The 19,542-nt window shown below is 39.4% G+C and carries 7 protein-coding genes and 1 pseudogene; all 8 read left to right on the top strand.

Annotated features, from left to right (window positions below; translation table 11 throughout):
- The first annotated feature begins 5 nt into the window (after positions 1-5).
- The 8 genes and pseudogenes from CLV62_RS09025 (at position 6) to CLV62_RS08995 (ending at position 19,530) form a co-directional block, all read left to right on the top strand.
- Positions 6-1,451, top strand: coding sequence for a glycoside hydrolase family 140 protein (locus CLV62_RS09025; protein ID WP_110310457.1), 1,446 nt, complete (start codon positions 6-8; stop codon positions 1,449-1,451).
- Between the two features lies 1 nt (position 1,452).
- Positions 1,453-5,199, top strand: a pseudogene (locus tag CLV62_RS09020) (family 78 glycoside hydrolase catalytic domain); the annotation flags it as partial.
- Positions 5,200-5,220: 21 nt separating this feature from the next.
- Positions 5,221-6,063, top strand: a complete 843-nt coding sequence (locus CLV62_RS22030; protein WP_317048079.1) for a sugar phosphate isomerase/epimerase family protein — start codon at positions 5,221-5,223, stop codon at positions 6,061-6,063.
- A 105-nt stretch (positions 6,064-6,168) separates the two neighbouring features.
- Positions 6,169-8,004, top strand: coding sequence for a right-handed parallel beta-helix repeat-containing protein (locus CLV62_RS09015; protein ID WP_110310455.1), 1,836 nt, complete (start codon positions 6,169-6,171; stop codon positions 8,002-8,004).
- A gap of 4 nt (positions 8,005-8,008) precedes the next feature.
- Complete coding sequence (locus CLV62_RS09010) at positions 8,009-10,174, top strand: alpha-L-rhamnosidase-related protein (RefSeq protein ID WP_110310454.1); 2,166 nt, start codon at positions 8,009-8,011, stop codon at positions 10,172-10,174.
- 4 nt (positions 10,175-10,178) lie between these two features.
- Positions 10,179-12,206, top strand: a complete 2,028-nt coding sequence (locus CLV62_RS09005) for an aceric acid hydrolase (protein ID WP_110310453.1) — start codon at positions 10,179-10,181, stop codon at positions 12,204-12,206.
- 93 nt (positions 12,207-12,299) lie between these two features.
- Positions 12,300-14,978, top strand: coding sequence for an alpha-d-galacturonidase (locus tag CLV62_RS09000; protein WP_110310452.1), 2,679 nt, complete (start codon positions 12,300-12,302; stop codon positions 14,976-14,978).
- Between the two features lie 100 nt (positions 14,979-15,078).
- Complete coding sequence (locus CLV62_RS08995) at positions 15,079-19,530, top strand: beta-d-glucuronidase/beta-L-arabinofuranosidase (protein WP_110310451.1); 4,452 nt, start codon at positions 15,079-15,081, stop codon at positions 19,528-19,530.
- The last annotated feature ends 12 nt before the right edge of the window (positions 19,531-19,542 follow it).

Here is a 19,542-nt window from a genome sequence, read left to right as displayed (position 1 = left end):
AAAACATGAAGACATACAAAGTTATACTTATAGCCGCCTTAGCATTTTTAGGACTGGGTTCTATCCATGCACAAGAGAAGAAAAGCAAAATCGACATACCTTGGGAGAATGGGAAGCTAAAAGTCAGCGACAATAAACGTTTCCTTCAACACGAAAACGGAAAACCGTTTTTCTGGCTGGGAGAAACGGCATGGCTATTACCTTCACGCTCCAATCGGGATGAAGTAGACTTCTTTATGAACGAAACCCAAAAGAACGGCTATAATGTTGTTCAGATATCGACCCTGCATACCTTTTCTGCAATGAATGCCTACGGAGATTGGGCACTGCCTGACGGGTTCACCTTCGAAAATACAGACAAAAAAGGAGAATACAACTATTGGCAACATGTCGACTATATAGTTGAGAAAGCCAAAGCCAAAGGTATATATATAGGTATCGTTTGTGTGTGGGGAAGTGTTGTCCAACAAAAACAGTTATCCATAGAAAATGCTAAGATATACGGTAAATTTTTAGCCGAACGATATAAAAAATACCCCAATATTGTGTGGCTTATCGGTGGAGATATCCGTGGGGATGTTCAACCCGAAGTATGGCAAACATTAGCTAAAACAATAAGAGCCATTGATCCAGACCATTTAATGACTTTTCATCCTCGCGGACGTACAATATCTACCACTTGGTTTAATAATGAACCTTGGCTTGATTTCAATATGTTTCAATCGGGTCATCGTCGCTATGGGCAACGTTTCGGTGACGGAGATTATCCGATAGAGGAAAATACAGAAGAAGATAACTGGCGTTTTGTAGAACGTAGTTTAGCCGAAAACCCACTAAAGCCTGTAATCGATGGAGAGCCTTCTTATGAAGATATTCCTCATGGTTTACATGATTTTGATGAACGTTACTGGCAAGCTGAAGATGTACGCCGATACGCTTACTGGTCGGTATTTGCAGGATCGTTCGGTCACACATACGGGCATAATTCTACAATGCAAATGCTTCGCCCCAGTTATCAAGCTTCATTTGGAGCAAAGAAACCTTGGTGGGAAGCCCTTCACGATCCGGGTTGTCAACAAATGAAATATTTAAAAAAGTTGTTCTTGGCATTTCCTTTTTTCGAACGCATTCCTGATCAATCGGTAATAACTAATGTAAATGGAGTACAATACGAGCGAGTAATTGCCACACGTGGAAAAGATTATATCCTGGTATATAATTACACAAACAGATTGACAGAGATTGATTTAACTAAAATATCCGGAAATAAGAAGAAAGCGTGGTGGTTTAATCCTAGAAATGGAAAAACAGAATTTATTGCTGAGTTTGAAAATGGAAAACAGACATTCATCAATGACTCGGGGTATGGTGCCGGAAATGACTGGGTATTAATAGTTACAGATGCATCAAAATCTTACGTAGAAGGTAATTTAATAGATAATAAGAATTGATATGAAAAGAATAATATTAATACTATTATCGGTATTTTACTTATCAAGTGCATTTAGTATCGAAGTAGACAGGCTTAGATGTGAAATGCTTACCAATCCAGAAGGAATTGCTACTTCTCAACCTCGGTTGAGTTGGATAATTCTCGCCAAAGAGCGGAATCTCAGTCAAACTACCTATCAGATACTGATGGCTTCATCAGCTGATAAGCTAGCTAAAAACGAAGCAGATATTTGGGATTCGGGAAAAGTAACCGATAGCCAATCTATTTTTATAAATTACGGGGGCACTCCGTTAAAAAGCCGCACCGATGTGTATTGGAAAGTAAAAGTATCTACCAACAAAGGCGACTCGGAATGGAGCAAACCCGCAAAATTCAGTATCGGGCTCTTATCTGATAAAGATTGGTCTGCTCAATGGATAGGATTAGATAAAGTATTCCCTTGGGATAGTGAAACACAGTGGGCTAGACTTTCAGCTCGCTATTTGAGAAAAGAATTTAACAGCAATAAAAGCATTAAGTCAGCTAAAGCATATATCTCAGGATTAGGAGTATATGAGCTTTATATCAATGGTAATAAAATAGGCGATCAGGTATTAGCACCTGTGGCTACCGATTATACAAAGACTGTACTTTATAACACGTTCGATGTTACCAAAGAGATCAAAAACGGTAAAAATGCCATCGGAGTCGTTTTAGGAAACGGACGTTTTTACAATATGCGTCAGAATTTCAAACCGCATAAGATTAAAACATTCGGATACCCTAAACTACTTTGCCAAGTCGAAATAGAGTACACCGACGGTACAAAAGAAATTATAGTAAGTGATGGTTCATGGAAAATTACAACCGATGGCCCTGTCCGTTCGAATAATGATTTTGACGGCGAAGAATACGATGCTACCAAAGAACTGGGAAAATGGAACGAAATCGGATTCAACGATAAAAAATGGCAAGCGGTTGAATTAATAAAAGCTCCCGAAGGTAAACTATCGGCTCAGATGAGCGAGAATATGAAGATACATGAATCGCTCAAGCCCGTTTCTATTACTCATCTTAAAGCTGATACTTTCATTGTAGATATGGGGCAAAATATGACAGGCTGGGTGAAGATTCAGAACCTAAAAGGCAAAAAAGGAGCTAAAATATCCATGCGATTTGCTGAGACCCTAAAAGCTGATGGACATTTATTTACAGCCAATCTGAGAAGTGCCAAGCAAACCGACATCTACACAATGAGAGGCGATGCTTTAGAGTCGTGGGAACCATCGTTTATGCACCATGGCTTCCGTTATATGGAAATCTCAGGGTATTCCGAAAAACCTGTTATCGAAAACTTTCTAGGACAGGTAGTTTATGATGGCATAGAAACAACAGGTCACTTCGAATCATCCAATGATATACTGAATAGGGTCTATAAGAATGCTTATTGGGCTATTCGTGGAAATTACAAAGGAATACCCCTCGATTGTCCGCAAAGAGACGAAAGACAGCCGTGGTTAGGCGACCGTACAACAGGCTCTTTGGGCGAAAGTTACATTTTCGGAAACGAAAAAATCTATACCAAATGGCTGAAAGATATACAGGATTCTCAACTCGATAACGGTCAACTGTCGGATATAGTGCCTCCTTTTTATATGACTTATTACAGCGATAATATGACATGGCCGGGTACATATATGTTTATTGCCGATATGCTATATAATCAGTTTGGAAACTCCCAGCCTATCGTTGAGCATTATCCGTCTATGAAAAAATGGCTTTCGTATATGACTGACAAATACATGACCAAAGATTACATCATGACGAAGGATAAATACGGTGATTGGTGCGTTCCTCCCGAAGCTAAAGAAATGATTAAGTCGCAAGACCCTGCCCGAATAACCGATGGTCAGCTTATTGCCACTGCTTATTTCTATAAGATATTGTTATTCATGCAGAAATTTGCAAAAATAAGCAATAACAGTGCGGATATTCAACCTTATGCAGATTTGGCTGAAAATGTAAGAATGGCATTCAATACTAAATTTTATGATCACAAGACAGGGCAATACGGCAACTATACAGTTACCGCTAATTTGTTGCCTCTGGCATTCAATATGGTAGATAAGCAAAACGAAGGTATTGTATTCCAAAATATGCTCGATAAAATTGTCATAAAAGATAAAATGCACATCGGCACAGGAGTTATCGGCACACAGTGGCTTATGCGTGAACTGACGAAAAGAGGTTGTGCGGATGTCGCTTACACCATTGCTTCACAAAAAGACTATCCGAGTTGGGGATATATGGCTGAAAAAGGAGCTACAACCATCTGGGAACTTTGGAACGGCGATACAGCCAGTCCCCAAATGAATTCTCACAATCATGTCATGTTATTGGGAGATCTCATCACATGGATGTATCAGGATGTGGCAGGTATCAAACCCCACCCTAACTATCCCGGATTTAAGAATCTGTGGATGATGCCCAATCCGACCGAAGATCTGACGTATGCAAAAGCTTCTCATCAGACCTTATACGGATTGGCAAAAAGTGAATGGAATCTGGATAAAGGTATTTTTACCTGGAAAATTACGATTCCGGCAAATACCCGTGCCAATATTTTATTGCCTGCCGCCTCCGGAGATGATATTACAGAAAACGGGCAACCGATAACCAAAGTCGAAGGGCTTAAATATGTTAGGGAAGAAAAAGGCAGAATCAACCTCGAAATAGGATCGGGAGAGTATGTTTTCACCTGCAAATACGGACAATCGTTTAATCGCTGGAGGGAAGGAATCATAGTCGATCAATTTATAAACAAGACTGCCCCCTACCCCGAAAGTCACGCGGCTACTATTGCCGAGACGAAAGAAGGGCAATTGATAGCCTCTTGGTTTGGCGGCACTAAAGAACGAAATCCCGATGTTTGTATCTGGACGAGCCATTTAATCAACGGGCAATGGACAGAACCTCAGAACGTAGCCAACGGCATTGTAAACGATACTTTGCGATATGCCTGTTGGAATCCCGTATTGTTTCAAGTACCCAACGGTGAATTACAGCTATACTACAAAGTAGGTCCCAATGTTGCAGGATGGGTTGGCAAACTCATAACCTCTCAGGATGGCGGTAAAAGATGGTCGAAACCGATTGACTTACCCGATGGATTTTTAGGCCCAGTGAAGAACAAACCTGTTTTATTGAAAAACGGAACACTTCTCAGCCCATCGAGTACCGAAGGCGGTGTATGGAGAGTACATTTCGAAGCCAGTAAAGATTTAGGTAAAACATGGTATAAAATAGGCCCTATAAACGAAGGGATAGAGTTACATACAATACAACCGTCTATCCTGACTCATAAGGATGGAAAACTACAGATACTTTGCCGAACCAAAGAGCGTGCGATTGCCGAATCGTGGTCGTCTGATAATGGAAAAACATGGACTCCTATGGCTAAAACAATGCTACCCAATAATAATTCGGGAACGGATGCGGTAACCTTGCAAGGCGGTCGTCAACTATTGGTATACAATCACGTATTGCCCCACGACACTCTAAAAAATGGAAAAGGAGCTCGTACACCTTTGAATGTAGCTATTTCGGAAGACGGTAAAACTTGGTATGCCACTTCTATTTTAGAAGACTCGCCTATCAGCCAGTATTCTTATCCGTCTGTTATTCAGAGTAAAGACGGCATGGTACATATTGTGTATACATGGAGACGGAAAGCCATAAAACATATTCAGATAGATCCCAGCAAGCTGGTATTGTCAAAGATAGAGAATATGGCTTGGCCATCGGCAGCCGAAACTTCTGAAATTCAAGTTGTAAATAACAACAGATATAAAGTTTCGGTCTGCGACTGGATGATGCTGAAACGTCAGAAAGTGGGTGCTATGCAATTGGCTCAGGAAGTAGGTGCAGACGGTTTGGAACTGGATATGGGTAGCCTCGGCAAACGTGTATCTTTTGACAACAAGCTTACAGAGAAGCAATTTCAGGAGTTATTTATCTCCGAATGCAACAGAGTGGGTATACAATTCAGTTCTATAGCCATGTCGGGCTTTTACGGACAATCGTTTGCCAACAGAGATAATTACGAACAATTGATCGACGAATGTATCGCAACCATGCAGGTATTAGGTGTAAGAGTGGCTTTTCTGCCTCTTGGAAATCAAAGCGATTTAGCTAAAAATCCCGAATTATATCCTATTATTTTGGAACGTATGAAAGTGGTTGCCAGGAAAGCCGAAAAAGCAGGAGTAGTTATTGGTATCGAAACTTCTCTGGATGCCAAAAAAGAAGCAAAATTGATCGATGAAATAGGTTCTCCGTCGATAAGAAGTTATGTTAATTTTTCAAGTATTCTGAAACGTAACGGAGATATTATCAAAGAGCTTAAAACGTTAGGAAAAGACCGTATTATCCAAATACATGCAAGTAATACCGACGGGGATTGGCTCGAAAACGATCCTGCAATCAATATGCCCGAAGTAAAGAAAACGCTTGACAAGATGGGATGGAGCGGATGGCTTGTTGTAGAGCGATCACGTGATACAACGGATGTTCACAATGTGAAGAAAAATTTCGGAGCAAATGCCAATTATCTGAAATCAGTTTTTCAATAAGGTCGCAAATAGTGTGATGTAGGGGTGAACCTATGTGTTCACCCACAAATGACAGACACACAGGTCTGCCCCTACAATTAGAAATATGCTATTAATCTTTGTATTATGATTAAATATATTAGTTTTTTAGTTTTCATTTTTGCTTCATTCCAATCTTTCGGTGCGGATATTTATGTCAGTCCCACAGGAAAAGACAGCAATGAAGGAACAAAATCTGCCCCTAAAGCAACCTTACATAGTGCTTTGAGGGAAGCTCGTAATATGCGTCGATTGGGTAAGATCAACAAAAACGAACCTCTTTATATCTGGATGGCAGGGGGTACTTATTCCCTTTATGAACCTGTTTTTATCCGTCCCGAAGATTCGGGAACAGAAGAAAGCCCTACCATTATACAAGCTGTTGAAGGTGAAAAACCAGTATTAAGCGGAGGTATAAATATAACCAATTGGAAAAAAGAAGGTAAGTATTGGACTGCCAGTGTACCGTCGTTCAACGGAAACCCTCTCCTATTCAGACAACTGTGGGTCAATGGTAAGAAAGCCACACGTGCACGTAATGTTTCGGATTTTGAGAAAATGGACAGAATCCGCAGTAACGATAAAATAAATGAAATTCTTTGGGTTCCTGCTTCTGCCGTAAAAAATGTGATGAAGTCCGAAAACCTAGAATTGGTTATCCATCAAATGTGGGCAATTGCAAACCTGCGTGTAAAATCAATCCAGATACAGGGCGATTCGGCAGGGATCAAATTTCATAATCCCGAAGCCAGAATTCAGTTCGAGCATCCTTGGCCGCAACCGATGATAAAGGAAGGATTCAACTCCGCTTTTTATCTGACCAATGCTATCGAGTTGCTTGATGAACCGGGTGAATGGTATCACGACAGAACCTCAAATAAAATATATTACATCCCCCTAAAAGGCGAAGACATGATCAAAGCAGAAGCTATAGTTCCTGCTGTTGAAACTCTTATCAATATCTGTGGAACATTGGATAAACCTGTTGAGCATATCTATATTAAAGGACTCTCCTTCAAAAACACAACATGGACAAGACCTTCCGAAAAAGGACACGTTCCGTTACAGGCAGGTATGTACTTGGTCGATGCCTATAAATTGCGTCCTCCGGGAGTTCCCGGTAATTTCAATAAAGGCATCGAAAATCAAGGATGGATCGGTCGCCCTCCTGCTACACTTCAAATAAAAAACACAAATTATATTGAGGTTGAAGACTGTCGATTCGAACAGCTTGGTTCTTGTGGAGTGGATATTCTTCCGGGTTCTAAATATTCTACAATTGAAGGTTGCCTATTCAGAGACATAGCCGGAAACGGTCTGCAAATAGGCGAATTTGCAGAAGAAGCTTTTGAAAGCCATTTACCTTATGATCCCAAAGACGAAAGACTACTTTGCTCACATCAACGTATAGCAAATAATCTGATTACCGATGTTACCAACGAAGATTGGGGATGTTTAGGTATCGCAGCGGGATTTGTACGGGATATCACCATCGAACACAACGAAATCAGTGAGGTTTCATATTCGGGAATCAATCTCGGATGGGGATGGACAAAAACCGTCAATAGTATGAGAAACAATCTTGTTCATGCCAATTATATCCATCATTATGGTAAGCATATGTACGATGTGGCAGGTATTTATACCTTATCGGTACAATCGAAATCGACTATCAGCGAGAACGTTGTAGATAGTATTTATGTGCCCTCTTATGTGCACGATCCCGATCATTGGTTCTATTTATATACGGATGAAGGTTCGTCTTTCATCACCGTAAAAGACAACTGGACTCCTTCAGAAAAGTTTCTGCAAAATGCCAATGGCCCCGGTAATACCTGGGAAAACAACGGGCCGATGGTCGCAGACTCTATCAGGCAAAGAGCCGGATTACAGGTAAAATACAAACATTTATTAAACCGATAAGTCTATGAGACACATATTATTTATTTTTATAATTGCTTTTTCGATACAATCGATCAATGCCCAAAAAGCTACTTGGATATATTATCCGGGAGATTTCGAAATATGGCTGGGCAACGAAATGCAAAACAGAAGAACCGAAAGAGGTACTTTTTTTCCTCCATTCTGGAAAATGGACAGCCATTATGTATTAGTTGAGTTCTCAAAGAAGTTAGACCTAACTCAACCCGAAGAAGTACAAATTTATGCAGAAGGTCGCTACAATGTAAAATTGGACGGAAAAATGATTTCGGGCTACCCTACTACTGTTACGATCCCCGCAGGAAAGCACAGCTTAAATATAAAAGTACATAATCAAGCAAATGTTCCTGCTATTTATGTAAAAGGGAAAACCGTACAGTCAGACAATACATGGCAAGTCACTTTCGAGGATAAAGAATGGATTGACGAATCGGGTAAAGCCTCGGATACTTCTTCGGGAACTGTGTATCTGAATGCCTCTTCATGGAATTTCGATTCTCCAGAAAATACACCATCTAAATTCAAATTGGCAACCGAACCTATGTCTGCCGTAAAATCGGAAAAGAAAAACAATGGTACACTTATCGATTTTGGAAAAGAAACTTTCGGTTTTGTAAAATTCCACAATCTGAAAGGCAAAGGTAATCTGAATATCTACTATGGTGAGTCGCCCGAAGAAGCTTTATCAACAGAATCTTGCGAAACATTAGATCGCTTAACTATTGACAACAGTAATGCGAAGGACTTAACTATTAACGATTCTAAAGCATTTCGTTATATCTATATTGAAAAAGACAATAGCCTGTCGTATGATTCGGTATCAATGTTATACGAATACTTGCCTTTAGATTACAGAGGTAGTTTCAGATGTAACGATGCTCTGTTAAATAAAATATGGGATATTTCAGCCTATACGATGCACCTCACTTCCCGTGAGTTTTTCATTGATGGAATCAAGCGTGACAGGTGGGTATGGTCTGGCGATGCTTACCAAAGCTATTTGATGAATTATTACCTGTTCTTCGATTCATCTTCTGTTACAAGGACAATGCTCAATCTGAGAGGGAAAGATCCTGTAACAAGCCATGTGAATACCATTATGGACTATACATTCTATTGGTTTATGGGTGTGTACGACTATTATCAATATACAGGAGATAAGACTTTTATCGAACAGTTTTATCCGCGTATGCAAAGCCTGATGCAGTATTGCCTGTCACGCACCAATTCGACCGGAATGATGGAAGGTCTTTCGGGCGATTGGGTATTTATCGATTGGGCAGATTTCAAAATGAGTAAAACAGGAGAAGTAAGTTTCGAACAATTGCTATTCTGCCGAAGCCTCGAAACTATGGCTCTCTGTGCTAAATTGGTGGATAATACGGAAGACAGCAATAAATATACGTCATTGGCTAATAACTTGAAATCAAAATTGTTTACTGCTTTCTGGTCTGGAAAGGAAAACGCATTTATACATAATCGGGAGAATGGCGTTCAAAGCGAGCAAGTAACACCATACACCAATATGTTTGCAGTTTTGTTCGGCTACTTGGATCAGGATAAAACAAATGCGGTGAAACATAATGTACTATTGAATCCCGATGCACTGAAAATCACCACTCCTTATATGCGTTTTTATGAACTGGAGGCATTATGTATGCTTGGCGAACAGAATTATGTTCTGAAAGAAATCCGTGATTATTGGGGCGGAATGCTCCATGAGGGGGCTACTTCTTTCTGGGAAAAATACAATCCGAATGAAAAGGGAGCGGAGCATTTAGCTATGTATGGTCGCCCATTTGGTAAAAGTTTGTGCCATGCGTGGGGAGCAAGCCCGATATACTTATTCGGGAAATACTATTTGGGAGTAAAACCTGTTTCTCCGGGATACGAAACATATACTATTGAACCCAATCTGGCTGATCTGAAATGGATCGAAGGAAAAGTACCGACTCCAAACGGAGATATTTATGTCTATTGCGATACAAAGCAGATCAAAGTAAAATCGGATACAGGAATCGGTAAACTAACTGTCAAAAGTAAATCGAAACCTGCCTGTAAGGATGCTGTTATAAATCCGAAAGGCAGCAATACTTATGAAGTCGAAATACAGAAAGGAAAGGAATACACCATAACCTATAAAGCATTGTAAGAGAATGAGAAAATTAAGCTATATATTTTTATCCGCATTATTTTTGAGTGGCACTTTTACGTCGGTCGCTCAGAATAAGAGTTTGGTTAATACTTCTCAAAGCCCGTATGCCAAACTTTCGGGTGTGGGAATGAGCGATGTTCGATGGACAAACGGATTTTGGGCAGATCGCTTTGAAGTCTGCAAACAATCGATGTCGCCCGAACTGATGAAAACCTATATGGCTGAAAGCATCAGCCATTCATTTAAAAACTTTGAAATAGCTGCCCGATTAGATACAGGGTCGCACGTAGGGCCTCCCTTTCACGATGGTGATTTCTACAAAGCATTCGAAAGTATGGTTAGTCTATATGCCACTACAGGAGATAAAAACCTGATGGTATTGATGGACGAGATTATCCCCGTTATTACTAAATCGCAACGTGAAGACGGATATATCCACACACCCGTTATGATCGAAGAACGTAAAAACGGACAAAAAGCAAAGGCTTTTGACGATCGGTTGAACTTCGAAACTTATAATATGGGGCATCTTATGACTATGGCTTGCCTCCACTATCGGGTTACGGGAAAACGCACCTTATTGGATGTAGCAATCAAGGCAACCGATTACCTCTATAATTTCTATAAAACGGCATCACCCGAACTAGCTCGGAATGCAATTTGCCCTTCGCATTATATGGGAGTGGTTGAAATGTACCGAACAACCCGAGATCCTAAATATTTGGAATTATCGAAGAGCCTTATCGACATCAGAGGATTGATGGAGAACGGCACAGACGATAATCAGGATAGAGTTCCGTTCCGTCAGCAAACTAAGGCTATGGGGCACGCTGTACGTGCAAACTATCTGTATGCAGGAGTTGCCGATGTGTATGCAGAAACGGGTGACACATCGTTACTTCGTCCGTTGAATCTGATCTGGGACAATATGGTGAATACCAAAATGTACATTACGGGAGCTTGCGGTGCTCTTTACGATGGAGTATCTCCCAACGGAACATCCTATGATCCATTGGAGGTTCAGAAAACACACCAATCATACGGTAGAGACTATCAACTGCCTAATATGACGGCACATAACGAAACTTGTGCTAACATAGGTAACCTATTATGGAATTGGCGGATGCTACAATTAACAGGAGAAGCCAAATATGCAGATATTGTTGAACTGACTCTTTATAATAGTATTCTATCGGGGGTAAGTCTCAATGGTCTTGATTTTTGCTATACAAATCCATTAGCAGTTTCCAATAAGTTTCCGTATACCATGCGTTGGTCGGGAGGAAGAATTCCTTATATAGCTTTATCAAACTGTTGTCCTCCGAATACAGTGAGAACTATTTCGGAAGTTCAGAATTATGTCTATAATCTTTCAGAGGATGGTTTATACGTAAACCTTTATGGAGGAAGTCAATTAAAAACCAATCTTAAAAACGGTGAAAACATTCAGGTGACTCAAGCAACTGATTATCCATGGGATGGACAAATATCATTAACTATTGATAAAGCACCAAAGAAATCATTTACTCTTTCGATGCGTATTCCTGGATGGTGTAAAGGAGCAACAATATCCGTTAATGATGAAAAGGAAGAAGCCAATTTAGAATCGGGTTCCTATGCTCAAATAACAAGAACATGGAAAAACGGCGACAAAATAGAACTAAATCTCCCAATGGAAGCCAAATTGATAGAAACAAATCCTTTGGTAGAAGAAACACGCAATCAGATTGCAGTTAAAAGAGGGCCTGTTGTATACTGTCTGGAAAGTAACGATCTGTCTAAACAAGATATATTTCAAGTAGTTATTCCTTCTGATGTTAAGTTTACTCCTCTTTCTATGAATATTGACAACAGTAAATTCGTCGCTTTAGAAGGACAAGCATATATTGAAAATAGTAATTGGGATAACACTCTATATCGTGAAGTATCACCTGTAAATAAGCTTAGTTCAGTAAAATTAATCCCCTACTACGCTTGGGGTAACAGAGGTAAATCGGATATGACTGTCTGGATGAATCTAAAAAGATAAAATCTATCAATATAAGGGAGATACATAGATCTGCCTCTATAAGAAGAAATAATAACAAATGGGTCTGCAACCTTGATCCAAAATCTATAAATTATGAAGCATAAATTAATATTAGCTATTTTTTCTATGATTTTATTTATTTCGTGCTCAACGGAAAAAGTAACAATCATAGTCGAAGACAATCCGTCAACTCGTGTATCCTTTGGTGTTGAGAAATTAAAATCAGCTCTTGAAGAAGCTAAATATACAGTTTCAATAAAAACTGTAAACGAGAATAACGACGCACTAGTTATTACTATAAGCGAGAATAAAACCGATTCTTTAGCAAAAGAAGGATATACAATAGCATCCGAAAACGGATTGATTTCAATTAAAGGCAATGACGCTTCAGGCACATTATATGGTTGTATAGAATTGGTAAAACAAATTAAAGAGGAAAAGAAACTACCTGCAAATTTCAACATTACAGATCAGCCCGAAATGGTTTTGCGTGGTGCTTGTGTAGGTATTCAAAAACCATACTATCTACCTGGCAGAAATGTATATGAATATCCATATACCCCTGAAACGTTCCCTTGGTTTTATGATAAAGCATTGTGGATTGAATATCTGGATATGTTGGTCGAAAATAAAATGAACTCTTTATACTTATGGAACGGGCATCCTTTTGCTTCGTTGGTAAAACTGGAAGATTATCCATTTGCAGTAGAGGTAGACGATGAAACATTCAAAAAGAATGAAGATATGTTTGCATTTCTTACCGAAGAAGCCGACAAACGCGGTATTTGGGTTATACAGATGTTTTACAATATATTCGTATCTAAACCTTTTGCCGAACATTATGGAATAAAGACACAAGATAGAAGCCGCCCCATTACGCCACTTATTTCGGATTATACTCGAAAATCAGTAGCTGCATTTATTGAGAAATATCCTAATGTTGGACTTTTAGTTTGCTTGGGAGAAGCAATGGATACTTATGAAGATGATGTTGAATGGTTCACTAAAACGATTATTCCCGGAGTACAAGATGGTTTAGCTAAATTAAATACTACAATACAACCTCCAATAGTTGTAAGAGCACATGATACTGATGCCAAAATGGTGATGGATGCTTCCCTACCCCTTTACAAGAACTTGTATACCATGCACAAATACAATGGAGAATCGTTAACCACTTACGAACCTCGAGGTTCGTGGTCTAAGATTCATACCGATCTTAGTAGCTTGGGTTCAGTACATATATCAAATGTTCATATTCTAGCTAATCTTGAGCCTTTCCGTTACGGATCTCCCGATTTTATCCAGAAATGTGTACAAGCTATGCATAAAGTACATGGAGCCAATGCTCTTCACCTATATCCACAAGCATCATATTGGGACTGGCCTTATACTGCCGATAAAACTGAACCTCGTTTAAAAGAAATGGAACGAGATTGGATTTGGTATCAAGCTTGGGGACGTTATGCTTGGAATGTAAACAGAGACAGAAATGATGAAATAAAATACTGGACAAAACAACTCGACAATATGTACGGTTGTGGCGAGGAAGGTAAGAATATACTCGAAGCTTACGAACAATCGGGTGAAATAGCACCTAAACTGCTTCGCAAATTCGGCATTACCGAAGGAAACAGACAAACCCTCCTATTGGGCATGTTCTTAAGTCAATTAGTGAATCCTGCCAAATGGAAAGTATATCCCGGATTTCACGAATCGTGCGGACCCGAGGGCGAAATGCTAATTGATTACATGAACAAAGAATGGAACAAACAACCTCATGTAGGCGAAACACCTCCTCAGTTGATTTCTGAAGCCGTTGCGCATGGTAATGCTGCCGTTGCTGCTATAGACAAAGCTGCACCTAAAGTAAATAAAAATAAAGACGAGTTTAACCGTCTGAAAAACGATATGTATTGCTATCAGGCATTTGCTAACTTCTTCTCAGAAAAAGTAAAAGCTGCTATGCTAATACTTCAATATACACATTCTAATAAAATTGCAGACCTGGAGAATGCAATTCCTCATATCGAAAAAAGTTTGGAATATTATCAACAATTAGTAAATCTTACCAAAGATGCCTATCTGTATGCAAATAGTATGCAAACAGCTCAACGCCGTATTCCGATTGGAGGCGATGATGCAAAAAATAAAACGTGGGAAGAACTTCTGCCTCACTACCAAGCAGAATTAGCAAACTTCAAGAAAAATGTTGAGTTTATCAAAAAGAATGGAAATTCAGATAATCAAACCTTTGATGTACTAAAACCTGTTGAGGTTAAGATAGATAATAAAGAAGGAGTCTCTTACCTTATTAAAAAAGGAGAAAGAGTATTCTCTGATAAAGATTTTGTGATCGGAGATTTCTCTCCTGAATTGAAGAATATGAAGGCAATTCGCTTTAGTCAGGATAAACAAGCAGAACATGGAACGACCCTATCTTTCGAAAGTCTGAAACCTGTTAGTATCTTAGTTGGATATCTTAATACCGAACGTAAAGAATATGCTAAAGCTCCTACCTTAGAGACAGACGCAAGTGCCAATCAATACGGACAAGGAGATGTTAAGATAGCCAATGCTTTAGACATTCCGGGAAGAGGTTCTGTCAATATTCACTCTTATACTTTCCCTGCAGGAAAAAATACGCTGAATTTGGGTAAAGGAGCTTTAATGATTCTCGGATTTATAGATGCTAATCAGAAAATCACACCTCATAATGCAGGATTTGGAGGAGAAGATGCTTCAAGTAAAATTGATTGGTTATTCTATTGATATTTTAGATTAAATAGAGGGGGGAACCTATTTGTTCACCCCATATAGAACAGACAAACTGGTCTGCCCCTATGGATAAAAGTATTTCAAAAAACGTACTATGAAGAAAATATTTGCTACCATACTATTATGCATTACCTATATATCGTTACTGTCTGCACAAAAGACAGTAACGAAAGATGTAATGCAGAAAATATATGAAGAAGTAAAAACTCCGTTTAAATATGGGCTTGTACTTGCTCCTTCCGATAACAAATATAAGATGGATTGCCCTACCGTTTTTCGAGAGAATGGAAAATGGTATATGTCATATCTAGTTTATGACGGAAAATCGGGCAAAGACGGACGTGGATATGAGACATGGTTAGCTGAAAGCGACGATCTTTTGCAATGGAAAACACTTGGTAGAATAATGTCTTTCCCTCAGATTGGAAGTGGCAGATGGGACGAGAATCAACGTGGAGGATATATCTCCCTCATAGATTACGAATGGGGCGGAAGTTATAAAGCTCAGAAATTCGATAATAAATATTGGTTGTCATACTTTGGAGGTATTGGTCAAGGATACGAACAAGGAAGACTAGAAGAAGGTATTGCTTATACTGATGGAGATATAACCAAAGCTCACGAATGGAAATACTTAGATAAGCCAGTTCTCTCTCCTTTAGACCCTAATAAAGGCTGGTGGGAAAACATTACACAATACAAATCGTCTGTTATTTGGGACAAGAAAAAGACGTTGGGCTATCCTTTCATTATGTATTACAATGCCGGCGGTATCAATCCTGCCAATAATGTAAAAGCCGAACGCATAGGTATTGCCCTGTCAAAAGATATGGTTAACTGGAAACGCTATAAAGGCAATCCGATAGTTAACCACGAAGAAGGTATTACAGGCGACGGTGTGATACAAAAAATAGGCGATGTATATGTGATGTTCTATTTCAGTGCTTTTCGTAAAGACCGCCCTTATAAAGCATTCAATACATTTGCATGCTCGTATGATTTAGTCAATTGGACAGATTGGGATGGTGAAGATTTGATTATCCCTTCTGAAAAATATGATAATCTTTTTGCTCACAAATCGTACGTTGTAAAATGGAATGGAACTGTATATCACTTCTATTGTGGAGTGAATGAGAATGATCAACGGGCAATCGCCGTAGCTACATCTAAAGACTTAGGTAAGAGTCTTCTTCGTTTCCCAAAACCCGACAAAGAAACTTTCAGAAAAGAGTTTTCTTTGAATGAAGGTTGGAAAACAATAGTAAACGAAACAAACAAAGATGCTCACAAAGGATTTGAAAATCCGCTTTATAACGATACTCAATGGGAGCGCGTAAGTGTTCCTCACAATTGGGACAAATATGAGGGTATACGACGCCTGAAACATGGAAATAAACACGGATATTCCTGGTACAGAAAAGATTTCAATGTAGAAAAGCAAGGTGAAAATAAAAGATACTTTCTATATTTTGAAGGTGTGGGTTCGTATGCAACCGTATTTGTAAATGGTAAAAAAGTGGGTTACCATGCAGGTGGTCGTACCACATTCACTTTAGATGTAACAGACGTTGTCAACTTTGACCGCCCTAATACATTAGCGGTGCAGGCAGACCATCCATCTATGATTTCTGATTTGCCTTGGGTATGTGGCGGTTGTTCGTCAGAATGGGGTTTCTCTGAAGGTTCTCAACCTATGGGTATTTTCCGACCTGTAACATTAGTGGTTACAGATGAAGTGAGAATAGAACCTTTCGGTGTTCATGCATGGAATAACGAACCCACTGGTAGTAGTAAAAAAACATTTACGCTAAATGTAAATACAGAAGTCAAAAATTATAGTTCAAGAGAGCGAACTTTTGAGGTCATTCAAAAGCTGGTTAACAAAGACGGTATTCAGGTAGAGCGTATTACCGATAAAGTAATCTTAAAACCCAACGAAATAAAAACTATCAGTCAAAAGAGTAAAGACATCGAAAATCCACATTTATGGGATACCGAAAATCCATATCTCTACAAATTGATAACTATGATAAAAGAAGATGGGAAAACCATCGACCAAGAAACTACCGCTTATGGTTTCCGTTGGATTTCGTGGCCTATCTATCGTACAGATGGTGACCAGCGATTCTATTTGAATGGTAAGCCTGTTTTTCTAAATGGAGTTTGCGAATACGAACACATGTTGGGAGACAGCCATGCTTTCAGCGAAGAACAGATTCTATCACGTATCAGTCAGATGAAAGCAGCAGGATTTAATGCCTTTCGGGATGCTCACCAACCGCACAACCTTATCTATCAGAATATGTGGGATAAAACGGGGACGCTTTTCTGGACTCAGTTATCCGCCCATGTATGGTACGATACCCCCGAATTTAGAGAAAATTTTAAGAACAATCTGCGTGAATGGGTGAAAGAAAGACGTTCATGCCCTTCAGTTGTTTTGTGGGGATTGCAAAACGAAAGCACACTACCCGAAGATTTCGCTAAAGAATGTACAGATATTATTCGTGAGATGGATCCGACTTCACCTTCACAACGCTTGGTTACGACATGTAATGGAGGTGCAGGAACGGATTGGAATGTAGTGCAAAACTGGTCGGGAACTTATGGAGGTGACCCTTATAAATATGACAAAGAGCTTAGCAAAAAAGAGCAACTACTCAACGGCGAATATGGAGCATGGAGAAGTATCGGACTACATACCGAAGGCGGATTTAAACAAGACGGCATTTGGAGTGAAGATCGAATGACCCTTCTCATGGAAATGAAAATCCGTTTAGCAGAACAAGCTAAAGACAGTGTCTGCGGACAATTTCAGTGGATATACAGTTCGCACGATAATCCCGGTAGAATACAGAACGAAGAAGGATTTCGGGATATAGACCGTATAGGACCTTTCAATTATAAAGGTTTGGTCACACCATGGGAAGAGCCTTTGGATGTATATTACATGTACCGTTCCAATTATGTATCGAAAGAAGAAGCACCAATGGTCTATCTGGTTTCTCATACTTGGAATCACCGATGGACAGAAGCAGGCAAAAAAGACAGCATTATTGTATATTCAAATTGTGACGAAGTTGAACTTTTCAACGATGTAAAATCCATTTCGTTAGGTAAACGCACCAGAGGTGGTATAGGCACACATTTCCAATGGGATAATGTAGACATTCGTTATAATGTACTTTATGCAGTGGGATATGTAAACGGAGAAGCCGTTGCCGAAGATTATATTGTTCTGGAAAACTTACCTCAATCTCCTGATTTTAGTAAATTATATAAAAATGTAACCAATCAAACTTTACCCCAAGATGGATACAATTACCTCTACCGTATCAATTGCGGAGGGGGTGATTTTATAGACGAAAACGGTAACCTGTGGTCTGCCGATGTACATAAAAAAGACGGAAACTATTGGGGTTCTCTTTCGTGGACAGATCAATTTGGCAATCTGCCTAATTTTTTAGCTTCTCAACGAGTTACTAAAGACCCTATTGAAGGCACTAAGGATTGGGAATTATTTCAAACTTTCCGTTATGGTCGAGACAAACTAAAATATCAATTTCCCCTTCCCGATGGAGAGTATTTGGTAGAAATGTATTTTATCGAACCTTGGTGGGGAACCGATAGAAGCATGGATTGTGAAGGCTACCGCATCTTTGACGTGGCAATAAGTGGAGATACTGTTCTGAAAAATCTGGATATTTGGAAAGAGGCAGGACATGATAAATTACTGAAAAGGACAGTAAAAGCCTTTGCTAAAAACGGTATGCTAGAAATATTTTTTCCGAATACTACAGCAGGGCAAGCTATCCTTTCGGCTGTTGCTATCGCATCCACAGATAACAGCATTAAGGCTGCACCACAATCGCCTCAACTGATTACTGATGTAAAAGGAGGTACGCAAAAATCGTGGCTCGATACAGGCAAAGAGTTCAAAACACTTCCTCCGTTATTATACGGAGCAGAATATATAATTCCGAACAAAGACTCTAAAGAAATTAGTTTTAGTTTGATTGACAATGCTGATATTTATATCAAAGAAGATACAGGTTTTGTAAAGAAATCATATCCTAAAAATCAGTCGGTCATAATCAGAGGAAATAAATACATTGTAGCCATTCCTCAAATCAATTGGATAGAAGAACCTAATCTTCGCCCAGAAATCAGTTACGAAGCAGAAGAAGCCATCACCAAAGGAAAAGGCTGGGAAAAAGTTACTCACCGCAAAAAAGACGGAATGAAAATAGTACAAAATGGTGCACATAGTATCACTTGGACTATTTCACCCGGATTGGCGGGAGTGTATGCTCTTCGTTTCAAGTATATGAATGTGACTAAAGAACCCATCATCGCTAAAATTCAAGTATTGGCTTCGGATGACAGGGTTATGCGTGAAGACAACATACAATTTCCGTCGGCTCCCGAAAAATGGCGTATGGTAAGCACCACCACAGGAGCTTATATCAATGCAGGACATTACAGGGTAGTGATAAGCGGTGAAAATCTTAACGGACTTTGGTTCGATGGTTTAGATATGCAGTAAGGTAGTTACAAG

It is taken from the genome of Indolivaga alginatilytica (genome assembly GCF_003201355.1).
In the GTDB taxonomy this organism is placed as follows: domain Bacteria; phylum Bacteroidota; class Bacteroidia; order Bacteroidales; family Dysgonomonadaceae; genus Dysgonomonas_A; species Dysgonomonas_A alginatilytica.
The sequence above is the reverse complement of the archived record's forward strand: the minus strand, read 5'-3'. Positions and strand labels throughout refer to the sequence as shown.

Coding starts and splice junctions, on each gene's coding strand:
- CLV62_RS09025 (WP_110310457.1), top strand. CDS start 6: ATGAAGACATACAAAGTTATACTTATAGCCGCCTTAGCATTTTTAGGA.
- CLV62_RS22030 (WP_317048079.1), top strand. CDS start 5,221: ATGGCTTGGCCATCGGCAGCCGAAACTTCTGAAATTCAAGTTGTAAAT.
- CLV62_RS09015 (WP_110310455.1), top strand. CDS start 6,169: ATGATTAAATATATTAGTTTTTTAGTTTTCATTTTTGCTTCATTCCAA.
- CLV62_RS09010 (WP_110310454.1), top strand. CDS start 8,009: ATGAGACACATATTATTTATTTTTATAATTGCTTTTTCGATACAATCG.
- CLV62_RS09005 (WP_110310453.1), top strand. CDS start 10,179: ATGAGAAAATTAAGCTATATATTTTTATCCGCATTATTTTTGAGTGGC.
- CLV62_RS09000 (WP_110310452.1), top strand. CDS start 12,300: ATGAAGCATAAATTAATATTAGCTATTTTTTCTATGATTTTATTTATT.
- CLV62_RS08995 (WP_110310451.1), top strand. CDS start 15,079: ATGAAGAAAATATTTGCTACCATACTATTATGCATTACCTATATATCG.